18 protein-coding genes and 1 tRNA gene are annotated in these 23,804 nt (G+C 60.0%); 5 read left to right on the top strand and 14 right to left on the bottom strand.

Annotation, left to right across the window (positions count from 1 at the left end; genetic code table 11):
• Window positions 1-125: 125 nt before the first annotated feature.
• The 7 genes from F6R97_RS00785 to fdnG all read right to left on the bottom strand — a co-directional run bounded on the left by F6R97_RS00785 (window position 126) and on the right by fdnG (window position 10,158).
• Window positions 126-221, bottom strand: a tRNA-Sec gene (locus F6R97_RS00785).
• 6 nt (window positions 222-227) lie between these two features.
• Window positions 228-2,147 carry a selenocysteine-specific translation elongation factor gene (selB, locus tag F6R97_RS00780; protein WP_315865828.1) on the bottom strand — a complete coding sequence of 640 codons (1,920 nt, stop codon included), beginning with the start codon at window positions 2,145-2,147 and terminating at the stop codon, window positions 228-230.
• A complete protein-coding gene (selA, locus tag F6R97_RS00775) occupies window positions 2,144-3,592 on the bottom strand; it encodes an L-seryl-tRNA(Sec) selenium transferase (protein WP_315865827.1) in 1,449 nt (482 codons plus the stop codon). Before selA ends, selB begins: the two co-directional genes overlap by 4 nt.
• Window positions 3,593-4,569: 977 nt before the next feature.
• Window positions 4,570-5,493 (bottom strand): formate dehydrogenase accessory protein FdhE, encoded by a 924-nt coding sequence (gene fdhE / locus F6R97_RS00770; protein ID WP_315865826.1) that lies wholly within the window; start codon window positions 5,491-5,493, stop codon window positions 4,570-4,572.
• Between the two features lie 4 nt (window positions 5,494-5,497).
• Complete coding sequence (locus tag F6R97_RS00765) at window positions 5,498-6,151, bottom strand: formate dehydrogenase subunit gamma (RefSeq protein ID WP_038983323.1); 654 nt, start codon at window positions 6,149-6,151, stop codon at window positions 5,498-5,500.
• A complete protein-coding gene (gene fdxH / locus F6R97_RS00760) occupies window positions 6,148-7,092 on the bottom strand; it encodes a formate dehydrogenase subunit beta (protein ID WP_315865825.1) in 945 nt (314 codons plus the stop codon). The genes F6R97_RS00765 and fdxH overlap by 4 nt, the downstream gene beginning before the upstream one ends.
• Window positions 7,093-10,158: a formate dehydrogenase-N subunit alpha gene (gene fdnG / locus F6R97_RS00755; protein WP_315865824.1), complete on the bottom strand. Its 3,066-nt coding sequence runs from the start codon at window positions 10,156-10,158 to the stop codon at window positions 7,093-7,095.
• Between the two features lie 442 nt (window positions 10,159-10,600).
• Between fdnG and F6R97_RS00750 the strand changes: the two genes are divergently transcribed.
• Window positions 10,601-11,755 carry a PatB family C-S lyase gene (locus tag F6R97_RS00750; protein ID WP_315865823.1) on the top strand — a complete coding sequence of 385 codons (1,155 nt, stop codon included), beginning with the start codon at window positions 10,601-10,603 and terminating at the stop codon, window positions 11,753-11,755.
• A 78-nt stretch (window positions 11,756-11,833) separates the two neighbouring features.
• Here F6R97_RS00750 and trbK read toward each other — a convergent pair whose 3' ends face one another.
• On the bottom strand, window positions 11,834-12,007 hold the full coding sequence (gene trbK / locus F6R97_RS00745) for an entry exclusion lipoprotein TrbK (RefSeq protein WP_080772170.1): 174 nt from the start codon (window positions 12,005-12,007) through the stop codon (window positions 11,834-11,836).
• A 195-nt stretch (window positions 12,008-12,202) separates the two neighbouring features.
• On the opposite strand from trbK, the gene F6R97_RS00740 reads away from it, so the two are divergent.
• On the top strand, window positions 12,203-13,060 hold the full coding sequence (locus tag F6R97_RS00740) for an SDR family oxidoreductase (protein ID WP_038983329.1): 858 nt from the start codon (window positions 12,203-12,205) through the stop codon (window positions 13,058-13,060).
• Between the two features lie 119 nt (window positions 13,061-13,179).
• Here the strand turns inward: F6R97_RS00740 and F6R97_RS00735 are convergent, their stop codons facing one another.
• Genes F6R97_RS00735 through F6R97_RS00725 form a run of 3 tightly spaced genes read right to left on the bottom strand, consistent with a single transcriptional unit; the run spans window position 13,180 to window position 14,673 of the window.
• Window positions 13,180-13,626 carry a DUF421 domain-containing protein gene (locus tag F6R97_RS00735; protein WP_038983330.1) on the bottom strand — a complete coding sequence of 149 codons (447 nt, stop codon included), beginning with the start codon at window positions 13,624-13,626 and terminating at the stop codon, window positions 13,180-13,182.
• 7 nt (window positions 13,627-13,633) lie between these two features.
• Window positions 13,634-14,152, bottom strand: a complete 519-nt coding sequence (locus F6R97_RS00730) for a hypothetical protein (protein ID WP_048393449.1) — start codon at window positions 14,150-14,152, stop codon at window positions 13,634-13,636.
• 17 nt (window positions 14,153-14,169) lie between these two features.
• Window positions 14,170-14,673 (bottom strand): CinA family protein, encoded by a 504-nt coding sequence (locus F6R97_RS00725; RefSeq protein WP_038983332.1) that lies wholly within the window; start codon window positions 14,671-14,673, stop codon window positions 14,170-14,172.
• Window positions 14,674-14,841: 168 nt separating this feature from the next.
• On the opposite strand from F6R97_RS00725, the gene F6R97_RS00720 reads away from it, so the two are divergent.
• The 3 genes from F6R97_RS00720 to F6R97_RS00710 all read left to right on the top strand — a co-directional run bounded on the left by F6R97_RS00720 (window position 14,842) and on the right by F6R97_RS00710 (window position 17,556).
• Window positions 14,842-15,453 carry a Yip1 family protein gene (locus tag F6R97_RS00720; protein WP_038983333.1) on the top strand — a complete coding sequence of 204 codons (612 nt, stop codon included), beginning with the start codon at window positions 14,842-14,844 and terminating at the stop codon, window positions 15,451-15,453.
• Window positions 15,454-15,508: 55 nt separating this feature from the next.
• Entirely contained in the window at window positions 15,509-16,855 is a 1,347-nt protein-coding gene (locus F6R97_RS00715) for a cation:proton antiporter (protein WP_038983334.1), read from the top strand.
• 224 nt (window positions 16,856-17,079) lie between these two features.
• Complete coding sequence (locus F6R97_RS00710) at window positions 17,080-17,556, top strand: hemerythrin domain-containing protein (protein ID WP_315865822.1); 477 nt, start codon at window positions 17,080-17,082, stop codon at window positions 17,554-17,556.
• Between the two features lie 133 nt (window positions 17,557-17,689).
• Here the strand turns inward: F6R97_RS00710 and F6R97_RS00705 are convergent, their stop codons facing one another.
• The 3 genes from F6R97_RS00705 to F6R97_RS00695 form a co-directional block, all read right to left on the bottom strand.
• On the bottom strand, window positions 17,690-19,612 hold the full coding sequence (locus F6R97_RS00705; RefSeq protein ID WP_048393451.1) for a PAS domain-containing sensor histidine kinase: 1,923 nt from the start codon (window positions 19,610-19,612) through the stop codon (window positions 17,690-17,692).
• Between the two features lie 97 nt (window positions 19,613-19,709).
• Window positions 19,710-21,977 (bottom strand): ATP-dependent DNA helicase, encoded by a 2,268-nt coding sequence (locus F6R97_RS00700; protein ID WP_315865821.1) that lies wholly within the window; start codon window positions 21,975-21,977, stop codon window positions 19,710-19,712.
• On the bottom strand, window positions 21,974-23,641 hold the full coding sequence (locus tag F6R97_RS00695; protein ID WP_048393455.1) for a VRR-NUC domain-containing protein: 1,668 nt from the start codon (window positions 23,639-23,641) through the stop codon (window positions 21,974-21,976). Before F6R97_RS00695 ends, F6R97_RS00700 begins: the two co-directional genes overlap by 4 nt.
• Between the last annotated feature and the right edge of the window lie 163 nt (window positions 23,642-23,804).

The following is a 23,804-nucleotide window of genomic DNA, read 5'->3' as shown; positions in this document are numbered from 1 at the left end:
AATGCGGAACCTGTGGGAGCGGGCTTGCTCGCGAAAGCGGTGTGTCAGGCGACATCAATGTTGACTGTGCCGCCGTCTTCGCGAGCAAGCCCGCTCCCACAGGGATTGCATTGCCTATATCTAAATGGCGGAAGGCAGCCGGAGTCGAACCTGCCCGGGAACGGATGCCGTCCCCAACCGGGTTTGAAGCCCGGCCGCGCCACCGGGCGCGATTGCCTTCCTTGAACTCAGTCTTCTGTTTGTTGGGCCAGTGCATTGTCGAGCCGGATATGGCGCCGATCGCCAAAACGTCGGGTCAGGCCGATCCGGTCGAAGTACTCAAGAATCTGAATGCTGCGTTTGCGCCCCAGGCCCACGGCATCGCGAAATGCGGCGACCTGAATCACCGGGTCATCGCTTGCCAGTTGCACCAGCATAGCCGCCAATCGGCGCACCAGTGTCTCGGTAAAAAACAAGTCACGAACCACTTGATGCACAATCCCCAGCCGCGCCATCTTGCGCAGCAGCAGGCGCACCGCGGCCTCTTCATGCCCCGTCGCTTTAGCCAGATCACGCACCCACGGCGGATCGAAACCCGCCTGTTCGAACAGCGGCTGCAAATGTTGCCACAGGGTTTCGTCATCCTCGCTCAAACGCACTTGGTGATCGGGCAAGTGCAGCCAAGGGCCGCTGGCGACAATGGCCCCACTGGCCAGCAATTCGTCGAGCAGACTGATAAAGGTTGGTCGGTCCAGCGCGGTGCCGGCGAAGCGACGCAGGCGATCCCTGTCCGGTCCCATTTGATCCGGTTCGAGTTGATGAAAGCGTGCGAGGTGTTCCAGCAGCGGTGCTTTCAGGGCTTCCCAGCGGGCAGCGCTGAACAGTAACGGTCCCTGCCGCGTCTCGATCAAACGCACGTCATCGGGCAACGTCCAGCTATCGCGCGGACGATTGAACTGACGCTCCAGACGCTGCGGATCGAGCCCGGTGTCGCTGTTGGCCAGCAGCGCAGGCAGTGCGTCTTCCAGGCTGTTCGTGGTGGCCAGCGTTTGTAGCTGGGCCAATCGTTCGGGGCTGCGGCGGTGTCGGGCCGGGGCGAACGGGTCGAGCACCCGGCCACCGCCCAGGGTGCGTTGAGCACTTTGGTCACGCAGGATCAAACGGTCGCCCTTCACCGCCAGCACCGGCGCGTTCACTAGCAGTTGCGCGAACATCTGCTCGCCCGGTGCCAGGCTGGCGCTTTCCAGCAAAGCCACTCGCCCGGTCACGTCCTGAGTACCGAGATGCACGTGCACTGGCTGAAAGTGCTCGAAGCTTCGCACCTCGCTGGCCAACAAGGTCATCTCGATATCCAGACGCTGGGTTGGCGCATGCAGCCATTCGGCCAACAGCCAGTGGCCCCGGTGAATCTGCTCCAGGGCCAAACGGTCGGCACTCAGGTTCAGCGCAACTCGTTGCCCGGCCGTTGCGCTGTCAGCCGCCTGATTCTGCGCATGCAGGCCGCGCACCCGTACCGGTTTGCCCAGCGGACTCAACATCAGCGTATCGCCCACGGCCACCTGGCCGGATAACGCGGTGCCGGTCACCACGATACCGGCGCCGGTCACGCTGAAAGCCCGATCAATCGCCAGACGAAAACCGCCGCTGGCGCTACGTTGAAGCACCTCATGTTGCGCACCAAGCAAGGCCTGACGCAGTGTCTCGATACCCTCACCGGTCACACTCGACAGCGCGATTTGCGGCGCGTCGGCATAAGGCCCGGGCGCCAGCAATGCTTCGATCTGTTCCCGGACGGCTTGCACACGAGCAGGGTCGAAGCGGTCGCATTTGGTGATTGCAATCAGTGCCCGAGGGATGCCCAGCAACTCGACAATCGCCAAATGTTCGCGGGTCTGCGGCATGACACCGTCATCGGCCGCCACTACCAACAACACCAGATCAATACCCTGAGCGCCGGCCAGCATGTTGTGGGTGAAGCGCTCATGACCGGGCACGTCGATGAAACCGGTCAGTGCGGCGCCCGGCTCCAGCGCCGCGTAGAGGTAGCCGAGGTCGATGGTCATGCCGCGTTCGCGTTCTTCCCGGCGACGGTCGCCGGCCTGGCCGGTCAATGCCTGGAGCAAGGAGGTCTTGCCGTGATCAATATGCCCCGCCGTACCGACAATCACCCGTCCCGGCCCTCCTCCTGCAGTTGATCGAATTGCGCCAGCTGATCGAGTTGCGCCAACCACGCGGTTTCGTCGTCGAGTTGGCGCAGGTCCAGCCACAATGCGTCGTCATCGATGCGACCGAGCACGGGAATCGGCAGCCGACGAAACGCTGCCTCCAGCCCGAGCAATCGCCGACCGCGCAGACGTTTGGAAACGTTGGGCCGCAGACATAACGCAGCGCTGGGCAGTCGCGCCACCGGCTGGCTGCCGCTGCCGATCATGCCCAGCGCCGGCACCGCGCTGACGCTCCAGCCATCGCCCAGTACCTGCGCCAGTGACGGTTGCAGGCGTTCGGCCTGGGCATGAATGTCGGCTTGGGGGCGGGTCAGCAGGCGCAGACTCGGCAGACGCTCGGCCAGCCGATCAGGATCGCGGTACAGCGCCAACACGGCTTCGAGGGCGGCCAGGGTCAGTTTGTCGACCCGCAGTGCACGCTTGAGCGGGTTTTTCTTGATCTTCGCGATCAGGTCTTTGCGGCCGACTATCAACCCGGCCTGGGGGCCGCCGAGCAATTTGTCGCCGCTGAAAGTGACGATGTCCGCACCATCAATCAGTGCCTGACGCACCGTCGGTTCGGCGGGCAAGCCCCAGCGAGTCAGGTCCAACAGACTGCCGCTGCCGAGGTCTTCCAGCAGCGGCAATCCGTGACGGTGAGCCAGTTCCGCCAATTCAGCCGTCGGCACCCGGGCGGTGAAGCCTTCAATCGAGTAATTGCTCGCATGTACGCGCATCACCAGGCCACTGCGCGGACCGATGGCGGCCTCGTAATCGCGGGCATGGGTGCGGTTGGTGGTGCCCACTTCGTGCAGCTTGACCCCGGCGCGGGCCATGATGTCGGGAATGCGGAAGGCGCCGCCGATTTCGATCAGTTCACTACGGGAAATGATGCCTTCCTTGCGCGCGCCCAAACTGTTGAGCGTCAGCAACACGGCGGCGGCATTGTTGTTAACCACGGTCACCGCTTCGGCGCCGGTCAGCTCGCGGATCAACCCTTCGATCAAGTCATCGCGGTCGCCGCGCTTGCCGCTGTGCAGGTCGAATTCCAGATTGAGCGGATAGCGGGCGGCGAGCTGAACGGCTTCGATAGCCGACTCCGGCAACAACGCGCGCCCGAGGTTGGTGTGCAGCACCGTGCCGGTGAGATTGAACACCCGACGGACCTGGCTGCGATGCTGGATCGCCAGACGCTCACCCACCCTGCCCGCCAAGACGTCGGGGGCTATTTCAACGGCATCGAGTTCACCCTTGAGCACCGGCTCGCGCAGATCATCGAGCAGTTGCCGCAGGCCGGCCAGCAGCGCGTCACGCCCATAACGCTCGGCCAACGCCTGACAGGCAGGATGGCGCAGCAAGCTGTCGATAGAGGGCAGCCGCAAGGCTTGGCTGGCGGAGGTTGCGGACATCAGAGGCTCCCGGAAGCGAATGACCGTCGCGTCTGAGTGTAGTCGCTGAGCTCACTGCCCAAGGGGGCAAGCTCAGTCGCCTCCGGTGCGTGGGTATCTTTCCGATTTTGATGGTGTGCATATCCGTTGCTGCGGTAACGGCCGCTGGCGGTGCCTCAAGATCAAGAGCTGCAGGCGAGCTAACGCTCGGCCTGTTGAGTGGTGAAAGGCAGAGCGGATGTACTCTGATTTTTTGTGGGAGCTGGCTTGCCTGCGATGGCGGCGGCACATTCAACATCACATTGACTGACCCACCGCTATCGCGGGCAAGCCCGCTCCCACAGGATTTGTGTCGTACACAGATTTTGTATATACCCGCTCCTCCTGTGGGAGCGAGCCTGCTCGCGATGCTGTTGATCTTGCTGTTGCTGTTGCTTTGGCTTTTGATTTTGATCTGTTGCCCCTTTCCCAGAGGCCGAACGCAGGCTTTGCGTAGGGGGCACCGCGGCAAGGATGCCGCGGTAGCCGCCCCCGGCCATGGATGGCCGATGGCGGCGGGCCCCCGGAGCAATGCCTTCGTTATGGCATGCCGAGCCTAGGCGAGGCACCGAATGGAGGGGCAAAGCCTTTTGGTTCCTTTTCGGCGTTTGGAAAAGGGACTCGCTGTAAAAGCGAAACCGCCAGTTGGCGTTACCGCAGAAACGGATATGTACACCATCAAAATCCCAGTCGGCTATCAGGCCGCCATCGCAGGCAAGCCAGCTCCCACAATTTGATCGGTGTACATCTGCAAGAAACAGGTCGGCGATCAGACCACCCTTCGCAGGCAAGCCAACTCCGACAGCAACGGCAACATCAAAAGATCGCAGCCTCGCTTCGCTCGACAGCTCCTACAGGGAAATGCGTGGGACCCGCCGTCAGGGCGGAACCCTAAGCGGCCCTTACCGCAGAAATGGATATGTACTCCCAACACAAAGCCCCAAGCCCCGCGTAGAAACCTATGCCCCTGGTGCCAACATCAAATTGGGCGATAGGCGCTGGTAACCCTCCTCCTCCAGGCGCATATCCAGCATCAGGCTGGCCAAGTCCGCCGAGAGCGCTTCGGCTTCAGCGTCGTTTTCCAGGTAGATCAGTTTCAGGTAGCTGTTGCAGCCGGGACAGACTTCCGCCCGCAACGGTGCCTGATTGGCGGCATGACGGTCATCCTCGAAACTGACGTATTGAAGCCCCTTGCTCTGTTCGCAATACACGCACTTGACCCGCACCGCATGCCATTCGCAGGCACATAACGAGCACACCAGATAACGTAAACCGTTGTATTTGCCGCGATGACGAATCACTCCGGCCATCGCCGGCGAACCGCAGGCCGGGCATTGACTAAGACTGTCACCGCGCTTGAGTTCAAGATCAGGCGTGCTCAACAGCCAATGACTCCAGGCCGCTTGCAGCGCTGCACCGAGGAACGGCACCAGTTCTGCCGGCAGCATTGAATACTGGCCACTGACCAAGGCAATCGCCCACGCTTTGAGCAGCCCCGGGTTGGCACTGCGCAACGTCGCCACGGCGTTTTCTACCGCCGTTTGCGGCGGTGGCTGATAGCGTTGCAACAAGGCTTCGAGAAAGGGTAGCCAAACATTTTCGCGCACCAGACTGTCGGCGGCGAACGGTGGCAAGCCATGTTCCACGCACACCCGAAGACGTTCGGGATCGGGCATGGCGGCCACGGGCAGATCGTCCATCAATTTCTGCTGAACGTGGCACAGACCCGCGATCAAGCGCAGATAGTCTGCCATGGGATGCCCGTCGGCCAGGCGTTCCAGACGCAGCGCACGCAAGGTGAACAGGTTGTTCGGTGGCAGGTACAGAAACGGCGGTGAACTCGCCGCCGCTTCTATCTGCCCAGGCTCGAGGATCGTGGCCAAGGGGTCATCCTTTTTTGGTGATCGGTCGCTCAGGCGTCTCGTCTCGGGTCACTTCCCGGTACCAGAGTTCATGGTGTTTCCTCGCCCAGGCACGGCTGACGCCACCATGCACCATGGCGTGGACCGAACCGCGAATCCAGATCGCGGCATAGACATGGACGATGATGCTCAGCACCAGAACGAACCCCGCCAACGCATGCAGTAGCATCGCCCAGCGAATACCGGTGATGCCGAAGTACGCGCTGAACCAGGCGCGCCAGATCACCAGCCCGCTGAACAACAGCACCAGCATGCAGATCAGCAACACCCAGAACAGCAGCTTCTGCGCCGGGTTGTACTTGCCGATCGGCGGCACGCCCTCCTCCTCGTTACGCATGACAGTCCCGACGCGCCGGAGCCACAACCGGTCGTTGGCGCTGAAGTAATTCGCCCGCCAGAAACTGAACACCAGGCCGAGGAACAGCACAAACATCGCCAGGCCCATGTACGGATGCAGAATGCGCGTCCACGAACCGCCGCCAAACAGGTTGCTGAGCCAGAACAATCCCGGATGGAACAAGGCGAGCCCCGACAGCGCGGCCATGAGAAACACAATCGCCACCAGCCAGTGATTGGTGCGCTGGTTGGAGGTGTAGCGCAGGATCGGTTTGTCGTTCATGGCCTGTCCTCCCCGCCGGGTTTCGTCGGATCAAAGGTGTGCACCGATGGATCGAACTCATGCACCGCAGGGTCGACGGTAACTGGGTGTTCGTCTTCCTCAACCAACTGCGGCCCAACGCGCACGTAATGGAAGAATCCGGCCAGCACCGCCGCGCCCATGGCCAGCAACGCCAGGGGTTTGCTCAGGCCTTTCCACAGGTCCACCAGCGGACTGATCGCCGGGTGATCCGGCAACCCGGCATACAACCTGGGCGTGTCGGCATGGTGCAGCACATACATGACGTGGGTGCCGCCGACGCCTGCGGGGTCATACAAACCGGCGTTTTCGAAACCGCGACTCTTGAGGTCGACGATACGTTCGGCAGCGTGTTCTTTCATGTCTTCCTTAGTGCCGAAAACGATGGCGCCGGTCGGGCAGGTTTTCACGCAGGCCGGCTCCAGCCCCACCGCCACCCGGTCCGAGCACAGCGTGCATTTATAAGCCTTGTGATCCTTTTGCGAGATGCGCGGAATGTTGAATGGGCAACCGGTGATGCAATACCCGCAGCCGATGCAATGGTCCTGATCGAAGTCGACGATGCCGTTGGCGTGTTTGATGATCGCCCCCGGGCTCGGGCACGCCGCCAGGCAGCCTGGCTCGGCGCAGTGCATGCAGCCGTCCTTGCGAATCAGCCATTCGAGGTTACCGGCGTCGGTTTCATGCTCGGTGAAGCGCATCAAGGTCCAGGTGTCTGCGCTGAGGTCTTGAGGGTTGTCGTAAGTGCCTAGGTTGTGACCGACATCGTCGCGTAGCTCGTTCCATTCCGAGCAGGCGACCTGGCAGGCCTTGCAGCCGATGCACTTGGTGGTGTCGATCAGCTTGGCCACTTCCTCTTGCGTGCGCACCGAAGGCGGCACGGTGGTGGTGGCCGAACGGGCGATGATGTCTTGGCTGGCCATTTAGACTTTCTCCACGTTGACCAGGAATGACTTGGATTCCGGGGTCTGTGTGTTGCCATCGCCGAGGAACGGCACCAGGGTGTTGGTCAGGTAACCGTGACGGGTGGCGCCGGTGAAGCCCCAGTGCAACGGGATACCGATCTGGTGCACCACCTGATTGTTGACCTGCAGCGGACGAATCCGCTTGGTCACCACCGCCACCGCTTCGATATGCCCGCGCTTGGAGCTGACCCGCACCCGGTCACCGGCAGCAATGCCTTTCTCCTTGGCCAGCACCTCGCCGATTTCGACAAACTGCTCAGGCTGGGTCACGGCGTTGATCGGGCAATGCTTGGTCCAGAAGTGGAAGTGTTCGGTCAGCCGGTAGCTGGTCGCCGCATAAGGGAAGTCCTTGGCCTGCCCGAGGGTGTCCCAGACTGAATCGAAGATCCGTCCGGCCGGGTTGCTGGTCGCCTGCTTGTTGTTGGGGTGCATCGGGTTGATGCCAATGGGCGTCTCGAACGGCTCATAGTGTTCCGGGAACGGCCCTTCGTTCATCTTGTCGAGGGCGAAGAAACGCGCCACGCCTTCGGGGTTCATGATGAACGGGTTCATTCCGGCTTCCGGCGGTGCATCGGCCTTGTAGTCGGGCACGTCGGTGCCGGTCCAGACCTTGCCGTTCCACCACACCAGCCGCTTGTTCGGGTCCCACGGTTTGCCTTGAGGGTCGCAAGAGGCGCGGTTGTAAAGGATCCGTCGGTTCATCGGCCAGGCCCAGGCCCAGCCCAGGTTCTGCTTCATGCCGAACGGGTCGCTGTTGTCACGCCGGGCCATCAGGTTGCCCTGCTCGGTCCAGCTGCCGCAGAAGATCCAGCACCCGGACGCCGTGCTGCCATCGTCCTTGAGTTGGCCGAAGCCGGACAGTTGCTGACCGGTCTTGATCACCGCGCCCGAGGCGTCAGTGACATCGGCGACGGCGTAACCGTTGAATTCCCGGGCCAGCTCTTCCGGTGTCGGGTCATCGGGTATCTTGTAGGGCCAGTCGAGCTTGAGGATCGGCTCGGCCCAGGCACCGCCATTGGCCTGGTAACGCTTGCGCAGGCGCAAGAACAGCTCGGCCATGATCTTCACGTCCGTGCGCGCCTGCCCCGGGCCATCGGCCCCCTTCCAGTGCCATTGCAGCCAGCGACCGCTGTTGACCAGCGAACCGTTTTCTTCGGCGAAACAGGTGGTGGGCAGACGGATGACTTCGGTCTGGATCTCGGCCGTTTGCACATCGTTGTAAGGCCCGGCGTTGCGCCAGAACTCCGAGGTTTCGGTAGCCAGTGGGTCCATCACCACCAGCCATTTGAGTTTGGCCAGCGCCTTCATTACACGGTTCTTGTCCGGCAAAGCGGCGATCGGGTTGAAGCCCTGGCACATGTAGCCATTGACCTCGCCCTTGCCCATCATGTCGAACATTTTCAGGATGTCGTAGCCGGGAATGTCCAGCTTCGGCAGCCAGTCGTAGCCCCAGTTATTCTCGACGGTGGCATTGGCGCCGTACCAGGCTTTCATCAGGCTGACGTGAAACTTGCCGTAGTTCTGCCAGTAAGACATTTGCCCCGGACGCAGCGGCTTGAGTGCGCGCTTGGCGATGTAGGCGTTGTAATCCTGTTCAGTCTCGGCCGGCAGGGTCAGGTAACCGGGCAGCAGGTTGGACAGCAAGCCCAGGTCGGTCAGGCCCTGGATGTTGGAGTGCCCGCGCAGGGCGTTGACGCCCCCGCCCGGCATGCCGACGTTGCCCAGCAGCAGTTGCACCATGGCCGCGCTGCGGATCATCTGCGACCCGGTCGAGTGCTGGGTCCAGCCCAGCGCGTAGAGAATCGTCATGGTTTTGCCCGGTTGCGAGCAGGTGGCGATCTCTTCCCAGATTTTCTGCATCGCGTCCACGGGCATGCCGCAAACCTGACTGGCCAGCTCCAGGGTGTAGCGGCTGTAATGCTGCTTCATTAATTGATAGACGCAGCGTGGGTCTTGCAAGGTCGGGTCGACTTTGGCGAAACCGTCCTCGCCGATTTCGTAGCCCCAGCCGGACTTGTCAGTGTAGGTGCGCTTGCTCGCGTCGTAACCGCTGAACAAGCCGTCCTCGAAGCCGTAGTTGGCCTTGACGATGAACGACACGTCCGTATAGGCGCGTACATATTCGTGCTGGATCTTGTCTTCGGTCAGCAGGTAATTGATCAGCCCGCCCATGAAGGCAATGTCGGTGCCGGTGCGGATCGGTGCGTAATAATCGGCCACCGAGGCCGTACGGGTGAAACGCGGGTCGACCACAATCAGCCGCGCCTTGTTGTGGGCTTTGGCTTCAGTCACCCATTTGAAACCGCAAGGGTGCGCTTCCGCGGCATTACCACCCATCACCAGAACCAGATTCGCGTTGGCGATATCGGTCCAGTGGTTGGTCATGGCACCACGGCCATACGTCGGGGCAAGACTTGCCACCGTCGGGCCATGTCAGACACGTGCCTGGTTATCGAACCCCAGCATGCCGAGACTGCGAATCACCTTGTGGGTGATGTAACCCGCTTCGTTGGACGACGCCGACGCCGCGAGGAAACCGGTGGTCAGCCAGCGATTCACCGTTTGCCCCTGGGCGTTCTTCTCGATGAAGTGGGCGTCGCGGTCGGCCTTCATCAGGTCGGCGATGCGATCCAGCGCTTCATCCCAGGAGATTCGCGCCCATTCCGTGGTGCCAGGCTTGCGCACCTGCGGATACTGAAGACGGCTGGGGCTGTGAATGAAATCGAGCAGGCCTGCGCCTTTGGGGCAGAGGGTGCCGCGATTGACCGGGTGGTCGGCATCGCCTTCGATGTGGATGATGCTCTGGGCGACATTCTTCGCGTTGTCGCCCTGGCTGTACATGATCAAGCCGCACCCGACCGAGCAGTACGGGCAGGTGTTGCGGGTTTCATGGGTATGGGCGAGCTTGAAATGACGCACTTGTTCGGCGAAAGCGGGCGTCGGGGCCATGCCCAGCGCGCCGAGGCTTGAGCCCGCAAGGCCGAGACCAGCGACCTTGAAGAACTGACGACGGTTGAGGTCCATCGTGCACTCCTGATCAGGTGGAAACCCGGTGCGTTGGCCAGTCAATCAAGACACGGAACCTGTGGGAGCGAGGCTTTTGTGGCGAGGGGGCTTGCCCCCGTTCGGCTGCGAAGCAGTCGTAAACCCATTACATGCGGTTTGACTTTGAAACGCCGGGGCCGCTTCGCGACCCAACGGGGGCAAGCCCCCTCGCCACAGTTCGCTCCCACAAGGTTTTGCTTAACTGACTGGCACTGTGCGTTGGCCGGGTTTTTCTGGACGATCACGGTGACGGCAACGGAACTACCGCCAATTAGAACTTTAGACAATGTTGCCGTGCGCCGTCTGAAAACCGACCGTCGGCGGCTTGCCGGTCATTCTCTGTTGCGCAATTCGCCAGCGATCAAGGTTGGCGCTTATCATGGCCGCCGGATTAACCCCCCTGCCTTTTATGAGACTGAGCATGACTTTCGATTTTGATCAGGTGTTCGACCGCCATGGCACCGGCAGTACCAAGTGGAGCCGCTACCCGGCCGACGTGTTGCCGATGTGGGTCGCCGACATGGACTTTGCCGCGCCGCCAGCGATCATTCAGGCGCTGCAACAACGCCTGGAACACCCGATGCTCGGTTACAGCGTGGCGCAGGATGACTTGCGTGACGCCATCGTCGCCGACCTGTGGCGCAAGTACGCCTGGCGTGTGCAACCTCAGGAGCTGGTATTCCTGCCGGGTATCGAGTCGGGTTTCAACATGGCCCTGCATGCGCTGGTTCAGCCGCAGCAGAACGTGGTCGTGCAAACGCCAAACTACCCGCCGCTGCGCCATGCACCGAGCCACTGGCAGCTGAACAAAGTCGAACTGGACTTCGACGCGTTGACTGATGGTACGTATGCGACGCCGCTCGATGCCTTGCGCGAGGCGCTGCAAGGGGGCGGCGCGCTGCTGCTGAGCAACCCGCATAACCCGCTGGGCAAGGTCTTCCCGCGTGAGGAACTGCAAGCGGTCGCCGACATTTGCCTGGAGCAGGACGCCTGGATCATCTCCGACGAGATCCATTCCGAGTTGTGCTTCGACGGCCGCGTACACATTCCGACCGCCTCGCTCAGCCCAGAAATCGCCAAGCGCACCATCACCCTGATGTCGGCGAGCAAGGCCTACAACATCGCCGGTTTGAAGACGGCGTTCATGATCATCCAGGACGCGACACTGCGCCATCGGGTCAACAACGCCCGCTGCGGCATGGTCGACAGCGTCAACCCGCTGGGCCTGGAAGCCACCCGCGTCGCCTACCGCGAAGGCGGCCCGTGGCTGACCGAGCTCATGGCCTATCTGCAAAGCAATCGGGATTATCTGGTGGAAGCGGTTCGCACGCGGTTGCCGGGTGTGACCATGAACATCCCTCAGGGCACTTACCTGGCGTGGCTCGACTGCACGGCGCTGGGGCTGGATGACCCGCAGCAATTCTTCCTCGAGCAGGCCAAGGTCGGGCTGAGCGCAGGGCTGGATTTTGGCGATAACGCCCAGCAGTTCGTGCGCTTGAACTTCGGCTGCCCGCGAGCGCTGCTGGAGGAAGGGATCGTGCGGATGGAGCGTAGTTTGCGTAACCGCCAGGCCTGACGCCCCAGGTTGATACCGAAAACCCGATGCCTGTGCATCGGGTTTTTTATGGGCGATAGGCGCAGTATCGAATCCCGTTCAAGGCGTTATGCGCTCCATGCAAGCCTTGATGAAGGCTTCCCGCTTCTGATCGTCCGGCAGCTTCATGAAGTTTTTCGGCTCGCAATTTTTCTCATTCACTTCGTATTTGCTTTCACAGCCTGCGAGACATGCCAACGATAGTGCCAGTGCAACGAGCGATTGAGTATTCATGAGCAACTCCTCATCGAGTTTCTTGCATCGCATTGAGCCTAACTCATGAGTTGAGTGTATGCAGGAACAGCGAACTCTCCTCTTGCGCTAAACCCGTCGGAAGTCCAACCGAACTCAAGACAAAAGACCGGGGTCAACCCTCAACGAGTGCTTGTGGCGCTTGAGTCTTTTGCCTTGAACAGAGGAGATTTCCCGATGACTGACTATCCAAAACCACCCTTCCCGAAACAAAGCCAGCCAGTCCCCGGTGTTCAAACGAAAATGGACCCTTACCCCGATTGTGGCGAGCAGAGCTACAAAGGTTCGGGTCGGCTGGAGGGCAAGATTGCCCTGATCACTGGGGGCGACAGCGGCATCGGCCGTGCGGTGGCGATTGCATTCGCCCGGGAAGGCGCGGATGTGGTGGTTGCCTACTTGAATGAAACTGAAGACGCGCAGGAAACCGCGCGCTGGGTCGAACAGGCCGGTCGTCAATGCCTGCTGCTGCCTGGCGATGTGGCGCAAAAAGCGCACTGCCAGGCGCTGGTGGACAAAACGGTCGAGCGCTTTGGCCGGATCGACATTCTGGTCAACAACGCCGCGTTCCAGATGACCCACGAAAACATCGAGGACATCCCGGACGAAGAATGGGTGATGACCTTCGATGTCAACGTCACGGCCATGTTCAGGCTTTGTCAGGCCGCGCTGAAACACATGAAGCCCGGCAGTTCGATCATCAACACCAGTTCGGTCAACTCCGACATGCCCAAGCCGACATTGCTGGCCTACGCGACCACTAAAGGCGCAATTGCCAACTTTTCCGCCGGCCTGGCACAGATGCTGGGACCAAAGAACATCCGGGTGAACAGCGTGGCACCGGGGCCGATCTGGACGCCGCTGATCGTCTCGACCATGCCCGAGGAAGACGTGCAAAACTTCGGATCGCAAACCCCGCTCGGCCGTCCCGGTCAACCGGTGGAAGTCGCGCCGATCTATGTGCTGCTGGCCTCGGATGAAGCCAGCTACATCACCGGGCAACGGTATGGCGTCACGGGCGGCAAGCCGATGCTCTGAAGCTACTAGCGTGGCCTGCGTTCGGCCCCTGTAGGAGCCAGGCTTGCCGGCGAAGGCGCTCTTAAGGACGCCTTCGCCGGCAAGCCTGGCTCCTACGAAAAGCGGTTCATTCGCTTAAGTCAGGGCTCTTGAGCAATCACCGAAATCTTGCCATTGCGCTCGATGATGGCGAATTTGATCTGCTCAAGGGTTTCAATGCCCTGGCTCGAACGCGCAGCCTCCATGACATCTGCTTCCACCAGTCGCGCATGGCGCAGGCGTTTGTGCAGAAGTTTGCCGTTTTCGACAATGATCGTCGGTCCGCCATCGATCAGCCGCTGCACCCATTGCGAGCGCTGTTTGAGCAGTGAAAGCCCGACGTCAATGGCAATCAGCGTGATGATCACCAGTATGGAATTGGTCAGGGAAAAATCATTGCCCAGCAACGCTTGTTGGGTCGCCTCGCCGATGATCATCAGCAGCACGAAATCAAACGTCGTCAGTTCGGCCAGCGAGCGCCGACCGGCGATCTTGAACAGCACCATCAACGCCAGGTACATCACGGCCGCGCGCAATACCGAATCCATAAGTCACCTAAGGGAAAATGAATTGATCCACCTTGACCGAGGCCGCACCGGGCGAGGCGATATGGCTGCGGAACAGACCCAGCCCCTCGCCACGCAAGGTCAGGTAAAGACTGGCCTGCCCTTGCGCGTCCGTTTGTACCCACAGTTTCATGCCCTGCTCGCCACTGAGTGCACGCACAGGCTCTGGTTGCAGGGTTTCGATTTCGAAGCCCTCCAACAGTTTTCCGGTCAGTTCCAGCTCAACCGTGGCATCCGGCCGGCCGATCACACTGACCTTCATCGGATTGGTCGAGCCATGACGGTGGAACATTTCGTACTCCACCCGTACCTTGCCATCGCTGCCGTGAACGTCCCGGGAGCTGAGCGGGCCACGCGAAAACAAGCCGAGCAAGGCCAGCACCACCAGCAGTACCATCACGTACCAGCCCCAGCGCTCGAATCGCCAGACCTTGACCTGATACGCCATGTCTTCGCGCACCGGAAAGTCGCGGCTGTGGTATTCGGTGCGGCGAGATTCGTCTTTCATTGATTTACCTGATCTTTTCACCGCTCATATTCACCAGCTAGCGCACGTTTATGAAAAAACGAGATCCGCTTCAAGGCATGTTCTGCGGCCAATAACTGGACCTTGCTGCGGGATCCGTAAAAGCGATGCTGTTGAGTGAATACACACTTTCCTTGCTCAGTCTGGTAGGCCCAGGCAAAACAGACGGTGCCTGCCGGAATCCCGTCTACATCCTCTGGCCCCAGGATACCGGTGGTGGCCACGGCGACGTTGGCGGTGCTGTCGAGCAAGGCGCCCAAGGCCATTTCGCGAGCGACTTCACAACTGGTCAGGTTGAAGGTTTCGATCGTATGGGGGCTGACGTTAAGTAATCGTTGCTTTGCTTCGGAAGAATAGACCACGTAACCGCTCTCGATCAGGTCCCCGCTGCCCGGCACTTCGGCCAGCAAGGTCACGATCTTTCCGGCGGTACAGGACTCGGCAGTCGTCAGTCGCAGGTCGTGTTGGCGCAAATATTCGACGACGGTTTGGCTGACGTTCATGACAAGGCATCCAGGCAAGAGGAACTGCTCGGTTGACCTTCGACGCTGGCAAACATTCCCTCGGGCAGACCGCCCATGCCCCCGATAAAAAATGAACCCCCGGCGATGGATGCACCTCAATACTTTTAGGGGCCCCTATGCCGGGCCGCTTGCTATCTGGAGGTCGTCATGTCCGCACCTTTCGTCAGGCTGTTCACTCAGCCCAATTTCGTCTGGACAGATATTCGCAAGGAAGAGGAAGCGCATCCGCGCCATTACCTCGCTCATTTGCTATTGCTCGCCTTGATTCCCGCCGTATGTCTGTTCATCGGGACCACCTACGTCGGCTGGAGCCTGGTCGAGAACGAAACGGTCAGGCTCACCACCACCAGCGCCCTGCAACTCTGCGGGCTGCTGTACCTGAGCATCATTGTCGGCGTGGTGCTGATGGGGCTGTTCATCCGCTGGATGTCGCGAACATTCGACTCACGCCCCAACGTCAATCAGTGCATCGGTTTTGCCGCCTATACCGTGACCCCGTTTTTTCTCGCGGGTATCGCCGGGCTGTACCCCAGCCGCTGGCTGGCGATCACGGTGCTGGGGGCCGCCTCTATCTATTCGACGTTCCTGCTGTTCGTCGGCTTGCCGATTTTCATGCACGAACGCAGGGAGCAAGGCCTGCTGAATGCGGCGAGCCTATGGGGTGTCGGATTGTTGGTGCTGGTGACCATCCTGGTGGAAATGATTTTGCTCTGGTCCAACTATCTGAGACCTGAGTACTTACGCGTGACCGGCGTTTGACTGTCCTGAGCCCGCGATCCTTCGACGGTCTACGGCACACCTCCGAGAACCGGGCATGAGCTTCATTGTATGGGTGGCGGTGTTGGGGGCGGTGCTGCTGACCCTGGCACTGACCTCGTCCTATCTGCGCTGGATGCCGGTGACCACCTCGGCGGTGTGCCTGGCACTGGGCGTGGCGATCGGTCCGGCGGTCCTGGGCTTGCTGAAGCTGGACATCAAGGACGCGGCGATCTGGATGGAGCACCTGACGGAAGTCGCGGTGCTCTTTTCGCTGTTTGTCTGCGGACTCAAATTGCGCCTGCCGCTGAAGGATCTTCGATGGCGGGTGGCGTTCGGCCTGGCAGGACCGGTGATGATCTTGACCATCATTGGCGTCTGCCTGCTACTGCATTACGGTTTTGCCCTGGCCTGGGGGCCGTCGCTGCTGATCGGGGCGATTCTGGCCCCCACCGATCCGGTACTGGCCTCGCTGGTACAGGTCAACGACGCCAGGGATTACGATTCTGTGCGTTTCGGGCTCACCGGTGAGGCGGGGCTCAACGACGGCATCGCCTTCCCCTTCGTGATCCTCGGTTTGTTGTTTGTGCAACAGAGCGGCAATAGCGACGCCTGGCTCGGTGAGTGGGCATTGAAAAGTGTGCTGTGGGCCGTGCCTGCCGGTTTGTTCATCGGTTACTGGATGGGCCATGGCATCGGTCGCTTGACCTTGTCGATGCGCATCCGCAATGCCGACAGCACAATTTCTCCCAACGATTATCTGACCCTGGCCCTGATCGCCCTCGCTTATGTCGCGGCCGAGGAGATACATGCCTACGGCTTTTTGTCGGTATTCGCCGCCGGCCTCGGGTTGCGGCAGGCCGAAGTCAAATCCACCGGCGACGCGCGGATCCCCGCCGAGCATCTGGTGCAACCGGTGGTCGGCCACCAGAACGTCGAACCTGCGGCTGCCGTCCACGGCGACGTGACGAACTTGGCAGAAACCCAAGTCGCGGCGGGCATCATGATGGGCGACATGCTGGCATTCGGCAGTCTGGTGGAACGCGCCATGGAAGTGTTTCTGGTCACCCTGCTGGGCGTGGTGCTGGTGGGCCATTGGGATTGGCGAGCGTTGGTGGTTGCACTGGTGTTGTTCTGTGCCATTCGCCCCTTGTGTGTATGGCTCATGCCGTGGGGGCGCTTGCTGGACGGTCGCCAGCGGCTGTTGATCGGCTGGTTCGGGATTCGCGGGATCGGGAGCTTTTATTACCTGTTCTACGCCTTGAACCATGACCTCGGTCCGGCGGCGGCGACGCTGTGCACCGACCTGACATTGTCGGTGGTGGCGCTCAGTATTCTGGCCCATGGCATCAGTACTCAACCGATGCTGGCCCGTTATGAGCGGCGCAATCAGAAGGACGTCTGACGGTTTCCTTGGCGAAACCATTCCTTCGGTCAACCTGCACTGAACAGCAATGGATATTCATGCAGGTTGCACGACAAACGCCATCTCAAATCAATTACAACCATCTGTTTTTACTGGCTTTTTATGGATTTTTGAAACAGGCACGGGAAATGCTCCAGCAGTGTGAGCGACAACGGCAGGAAGACCGTTTGCGCCTGACCCGTGACTAAACAAGAGGTTTGACCATGAACGCCATTGACCTGTTGAAAGCCGACCATGAACGCGTAAAAGGCATCCTGGCCCAGTTGAGCGAGTCCACCGAGCGTGGGGTTAAAAAGCGCACTGAGTTGCTGGCCAAACTGGACATGGAAATCAAGATCCATACCCGTCTGGAAGAGGAAGTCTTGTATCCGGCGTATAAAAAAGCCGGGGGCAAGGAACAGGACGTGATGTATTACGAAGCCAAGGAAGAACATCGCACCGTCGATACGCTGGTGCTTCCAGACCTGAAAACCACTGATCCTTCCACCCTCGAATTTGCCGGTCGAGTGAAAGTGGTCAAGGAGTTGCTGGAACATCACATTGAAGAAGAGGAAAAGGAAATGTTTCCTCAGGCCAAAAAGCTACTGGGCAAAACGACACTCGACGAATTGGGTGCGGAGATGGAAAGCCTGAAAGCCCGCTACAAAAAAGAGCTGGGCGCGCCCAATCTCGCTGCTTGATAGCGGTGAGTTAAGACGCATACCCTGTAGGAGCGAGGCTTGCCCGCGAAGAATGCACCGCGGTTTTTCAGGTATTACGCGTCATCGTTCTTCGCGGGCAAGCCTCGCTCCTACAGGATTTTCGCTACCTGACTCACTTCATCGCCAGCGCAATAACTTCCACCAGATTAAGTTGGGTAAAAGGCTTGGACAGGCGCGGAAGTCTGGCCGCGAAGCCTTCCAGGCGCTCGGCGTAACCGGTGGCGAGGATGATCGGCAGATGTGGCCTTATCACCCGAATAGCCTGTGCCAGTTGCTCGCCACTCATCTTGGGCATGACCATGTCCGTAATGACCAGATCAAAGTCGTGCTCGCAGTCGAACAGCCCCAGTGCCTGTGCACCCGACGCTGCACTGATCACCCGATGACCCAGGTCCTCAAGCAACAGGCTGGTACTGGTCAACACCAGACTGTCGTCGTCCACAACCAACACACACAGACGAGGCACCCGCGACATGGCTGTCTCCTCGGTAGCGGGTTCAGTGGTCGAGTTGGCTAGCGCAACGGGTAACCAGAGTTCGGCAGTGGTGCCGACGTCTTTCTGGCTTTTCAAGATGAAGCGCCCACCCAGTTGTTCAGTAAACCCGTGAACCATCGACAACCCCAGGCCAGTGCCTTTGCCGACACCTTTTGTGGTGAAGAAAGGGTCCATTGCTGACCCCAACGTAGCGTCATCCATGCCCTCCCCCGTATCCGTGACACTCAGGCAGACATAGCGGCCTGGCGCCAGGGACAATTGCGGCTGATCGTGGATTTCTTCGGTTTGGGCGCTGATGACAAGTTTTCCACCGTCGGGCATGGCATCGCGGGCATTGGTCGCCAGGTTCAACACCGCCAGTTCGAGCTGATTGACGTCGGCCATGGCCGGTTCAAGTTCAGGCGAAAAGCGGGTTTCTATGATTACCGCAGGCCCCAGAGAGCTGCGCAACAGCCCGGTAATCCCCTGTATCAGCGTCGGTATCTCGACCGATTCGGTCTTGAGTTCCTGACGCCTGGCAAACGCCAGCATACGCTGGGTCAGGGAAACGCCACGCAAGGCGCCTTGAGTAGCGTTGTCGAGCAAACGGGTAATTCTCGGGTCGTCTACCGCACGTTTACGAACGATTTCCAGATTGCCGAGAATAACGGTCAGCAGATTATTGAAGTCGTGGGCAATCCCCCCGCTGAGCTGGCCGATGGCCTGCATTTTCTGCGCCTGAAACAATGCTTCGCGGGTTTTCTCAAGTACCTGTTGGGCTTGTGTCGCTTCGGTAATATCCCGAGTGATCTTGGCAAATCCCAGCAACGTGCCGGTGTCGCCCCTGATCGGGTCGACCACGACATGTGCCAGAAACCGCGTGCCATCCTTGCGCACGCGCCAGGCCTTGTTTTCGAATCGCCCCTCGCGAATCGCAATGTCCAGCGCCCGCTGCGGTTCACCGGCTTCGCGGTCTTCAGGGGTGTAAAACAGCGAGAAGTGTTGGCCGATGATTTCTTCAGGCCGGTAACCCTTGATTCGCTGGGCCCCCAGGTTCCAGTTGGTCACACGTCCATCCGGGGCGAGCATGTAGATGGCGTAGTCGGTGACGCTTTGCACCAGCAGCCGGAACTGCTGCTCGCTTTGTTTGAGGGTCTCTTCGGCCATTTTGCGGTCGGTCAGATCCCGGGTGATCTTGGCAAAACCCAGCAATCTGCCCGACGGATCGAGAATGGGATCGATGATGACGTGGGACCAGAAATGCGTGCCGTCCTTGCGAACCCGCCAGCCTTCGCCCTCGAAACGTCCTTCGCGAATGGCGGTATCAAGGGCGCGTTGAGGCAAACCGGCCTTGCGGTCCTCTTCGGTATAAAAACGCGAGAAATGCTGACCGAGAATTTCCGCTTCCTCATACCCTTTGAAACGCTTGGCGCCAGCGTTCCAACTGGTGATGATGCCATCGGGGTCAATCATGTAGATCGCGTAGTCGATCACAGCATCGATCAGCAGACGAAAGCGCATCTCCTCGATGCTATTGATCCTGGTCCGGTCATCGCTCATGGATCCCTGTCCTTGTTGTTGTTCTTCTGGAGTATGCGACAAACCGCAGGTTTGGAAATTCAAAAAAACGCGATCTTTGGGGGCGCTACACAGCAGGCTAAAAAAGCGCCGGTTTCATCGACCACCAGCGCGGCAGCAATTGCTTGACCTTGCTCTCGCCAAACCGGTCATCGATCAGCATCACCACCCCTTGATCCTGCTGAGTGCGGATCACCCGCCCTGCCGCTTGCACCACTTTCTGCACGCCAGGAAACAGGTAGGTGTAGTCATACCCGGCACCGAAAATCGCCGCCATGCGCTGTTTCATCTGTTCGTTGACCGGATTCAGTTGCGCCAGCCCCAAGGTGGCAATAAATGCACCAATCAACCGCGCGCCGGGCAGATCAATGCCTTCGCCGAATGCGCCACCCAGCACCGCAAACCCTACGCCCTGACTATGGACGGTGAATTGATCGAGAAACGCCTGACGCGGCCCTTCTCCCATTCCCCGGGACTGCGACCATAGCGTGATGTGCGGATGCCGCTCGGCCAGCAACTGTGCCACTTGCTGCAAATAATCGAAGCTGCTGAAAAACGCCAGGTAGTTGCCGGGGCGTTGGGTGAACTGTTTGGCGATCAGCTCGACAATGGGTTCAAGGGATGCCTGACGGTGGACATAACGGGTCGAAATCTGGCTGACGATGTGCACTTGCAGCTGTTCGGCGCTGAACGGCGACTCCACATCAATCCAGACCGTATTCGTCGGTGTTCCCAGTAAATCGGCGTAGTAATGCCGAGGGCTCAGGGTGGCGGAAAACAGCACAGTGCTACGCGCAGCAGTCAGGCGCGGGTGAATGAAAGCGGCGGGCACCACGTTGCGCAGGCATAGCTGCGACAGGTTGCGCTTGCGCTCGAGGTCGCGTTTGCTGATGTCGAACAGGAAATGCTCATCGAACAGTTCAGCCACGCGGCCGAATTGCAGCATGTCGAAGTAAAAACCCTGCAAGCCGCTGTCCAGGCCCTGAGGGTGATCGTTCAGGTAGTCGCCGATGCTTGCGCAGCATAAGGACAGCGCCTGAAGCAGTTTTTCCGGGGCTTTGTCGTAGGCCTGATAGGGGCTCAGTTGCTGATCATGCAGGGCATTCCATTCGCGATTGACCCGCTGCAAGGATCTCTTCAGTGGCTCAGGCGCGGTTTTTCGCACGCTGTTCAACGTCGCCTGGTCAAGGTTGGCGCTGTACATCTGCCGGCCGCGCTCCACCAGATTGTGGGCTTCGTCCACCAGCACCGCGACTTTCCAGTTATTGGCCTGGGCCAACCCAAACAGCAACGCACTGAAGTCGAAATAGTAGTTGTAGTCGGCGACCACCACGTCCGCCCAGCGGGCCATTTCCTGGCTCAGGTAGTAGGGGCAAACCTCATGCTGCAGGGCGACCTCGCGCAAGGCGCTCTGGTTCAGCAGGCTCAGTTGGCTGGCGGCCTGACGCGCGGCCGGCAGACGATCATAAAAACCCTGGGCCAACGGGCACGACTCGCCGTGGCAGGCTTTGTCCGGGTGCTCGCAAGCCTTGTCCCGGGCGATCATCTCGAGGACTCGCAACGGTGGAGCGTCGGCGCTGTCGAGGATGACCTGAGCGGCGTCCAGCGCCAATTTGCGCCCCGGGGTTTTCGCCGTGAGGAAAAACACCTTGTCCAGTTGTTGCGGCGCCAGCGCCTTGAGCATCGGGAACAGCGTGCCAACGGTCTTGCCAATACCGGTCGGTGCCTGGGCCATCAGGCACCGACCGGTGCTGACAGCCTTGAACACCGACTCAGCCAGATGCCGTTGCCCGGGACGAAAATCGGCATGGGGAAATGCCAACCGTTGTGCCGCCAGATTGCGCCCTTCGCGATGGGTCATTTCCTGCTCGGCCCAATGCAGGAACAACCCGCAGTGGTGTTCGAAGAACAGCTGCAATTCGGCGGCGCTGAAGGCCTCGACCAGGCAGGTTTCCTTTTCGCTGACGATGTCGAAGTACACCAGCGCCAGATTAATCTGCTCCAACTGCAGCTTCTGGCACATCAACCCACCGTAGATCTTCGCCTGCGCCCAATGCAGCTGCCGGTGGTTGGCCGGTTGCTTGCTCAGGTCGCCACGGTAGGTTTTGACTTCTTCGAGGCAGCTTTGCGCCGGATCGTAGCCGTCCGCCCGGCCTTTCACGGTCAAAGTTCGATACTGGCCCTCAAGCGCGACCTCGCTCTGATAACCCTCGCTGCGCCGTGACGCCACGGTGCGATGCCCTACGATGCCTTCCAGCGCCGTCGGTGACGGGGTGAAGCGCAGGTCGAGGTCGCCGACCTTGGCGGTGAATTCACACAGCGCCCGCACCGCAATGCTGTAGCTCACGCGCCCTGCTCCGCCCATTGCACGTAGCACACGGCGATCGGCATCTGGTGCTCGTGACAGAACTCCAGCCAGCGTAATTGATTGTCTTGCAACCGATCGCCGGGGCCTTTGACTTCGATCATCCGGTAGGTTTTGTCTTGCGGCCAAAACTGAATCAGGTCCGGCATGCCGGCGCGGTTGGCCTTGATGTCGAGCAACAATCGATTGAACCAGTGCTTGAGGTGTTCGGCGGGCAGACAATCGAGCGCCTGCTCCAGCAGTTCCTCGCTCAGCGCGCCCCAGAATACGAACGGTGACTGCACGCCCCACTTGGCGCTGTAACGCTCGCGAACCGTTTGCAAATAACGCCCGTCATCGAGTTCGGCGAGGCAGGTCTGAAACAGCTCCGCGCGCCGTGCATGAAAGTCCTCGTTGAGCAGGTCCACCGGCCCGCGCTGGAACGGGTGAAAAAACGCCCCCGGCAACGGCGCGAAGATCGCCGGCCAGCACAACAGCCCGAACAGTGAGTTGATCAGGCTGTTCTCGACGTAATGCACCGGCGCTGAATCGTCTGCCAGGTGCGCCTGAACATAAGACTCCACCGACAACGCCGGATCGTGCCGGGGCAGTTGCAGGTCCAGACGCTGCATGGCCCGAGGGGCTGGTCGCTTGATCGGCGGCCCGCCCAGTTTGCGCCGCAGCCTGGGCAGCACACGCGATAGATGCTGATGCTCGGCGGCGCTTTCAGGGGCTTGCTCGGCGTGAGTGGCCAGGTCCATCGCCAGTTGATATTCAGCACAACGTTCCAACACCCGAATCAACCGCAGACGCGCGCCGGGGTAGGCGCATTCGCGGTAGAGGCTCAGGGCGGTGGAAAAATCCGCGACGCGCTCGCAGTGCTGACCGATCTGGAACAGCAGTTTACCCCGACGTTTTTGCAGCCAGGGATTGCCGAGCTGCAGCCCGTTGATCTGCTCGACAATCGCCGCCACCTCTTCACCGGCCTCGAAACGCTGCTGACAGCTGTGCAGGAACAGGCAGGCATCGACATCCTCGCGACTGCGCAACCCTCGGGACTCGGCGCAGAACTCGACTTTTTCATAGGTAAAGATGCCCAGGTCGGCCAGCACGAACTCCGACCAGTCCTGGTAAAGGTTGCCGAAGAACATCAGTCGCAGCCGGTCGCACAGGCCCATGACGGTCAGACTGAACAACCGGTCATTCAGTGCCGGACACCATTGGGCAAAACTTTGCGCTTCGGGAAACTGCTCGCTCAGGGCCGGCAACCAATCGGTCTTTTTACCTTTGGGCTGATCGATGGCGCTGCCAAAGCACTGGAGAATCTCGGCCTTGAGCAGCACCTCGAACAAGTCCTCGATGTGCAATGACGACTGCTCATCGACCCAGCCCGATGCCAACAGCGGCGCCGCAGCACTGTCGATGTCGCCGATCTCGACGTAACTCAGTTTGCCAGCCCTGAAATGCACGCCCTTGCGCATCACCAGTCTGACCAGCAAGGCCTGAGACTCGCGGGGCAGTCGATTGAAGTCGCGGATGAAATCCTGTTCTTCGATGCTGAGTACATCGGCATAACGATGCTCAAGCCAATCAAGCACTTGCATGAAGTTGTTCAAGTAATAGAACGGGTCGTCGAGAGGATTTACAATCACGGGCAAAAGGGCCATGGCAAGCGAGTACTGGTTATGCGTACAGATACCAGCTATGCCCCACCCGGTGCAAATGGAAAAGGATCAGTGGCGACGCTATTCGGCAATTTTCGGGTGACCATCGAACTTTCTGCCATTCCATCGCACCAACCGCGTTAGAGGCACAGTGACGATCGATCTC

The organism is Pseudomonas sp. JV414, assembly GCF_032424305.1.
GTDB lineage: Bacteria > Pseudomonadota > Gammaproteobacteria > Pseudomonadales > Pseudomonadaceae > Aquipseudomonas > Aquipseudomonas lini.
Note: the sequence above shows the minus strand (reverse complement) of the source record. Positions and strands in the feature narration are given on the sequence as shown.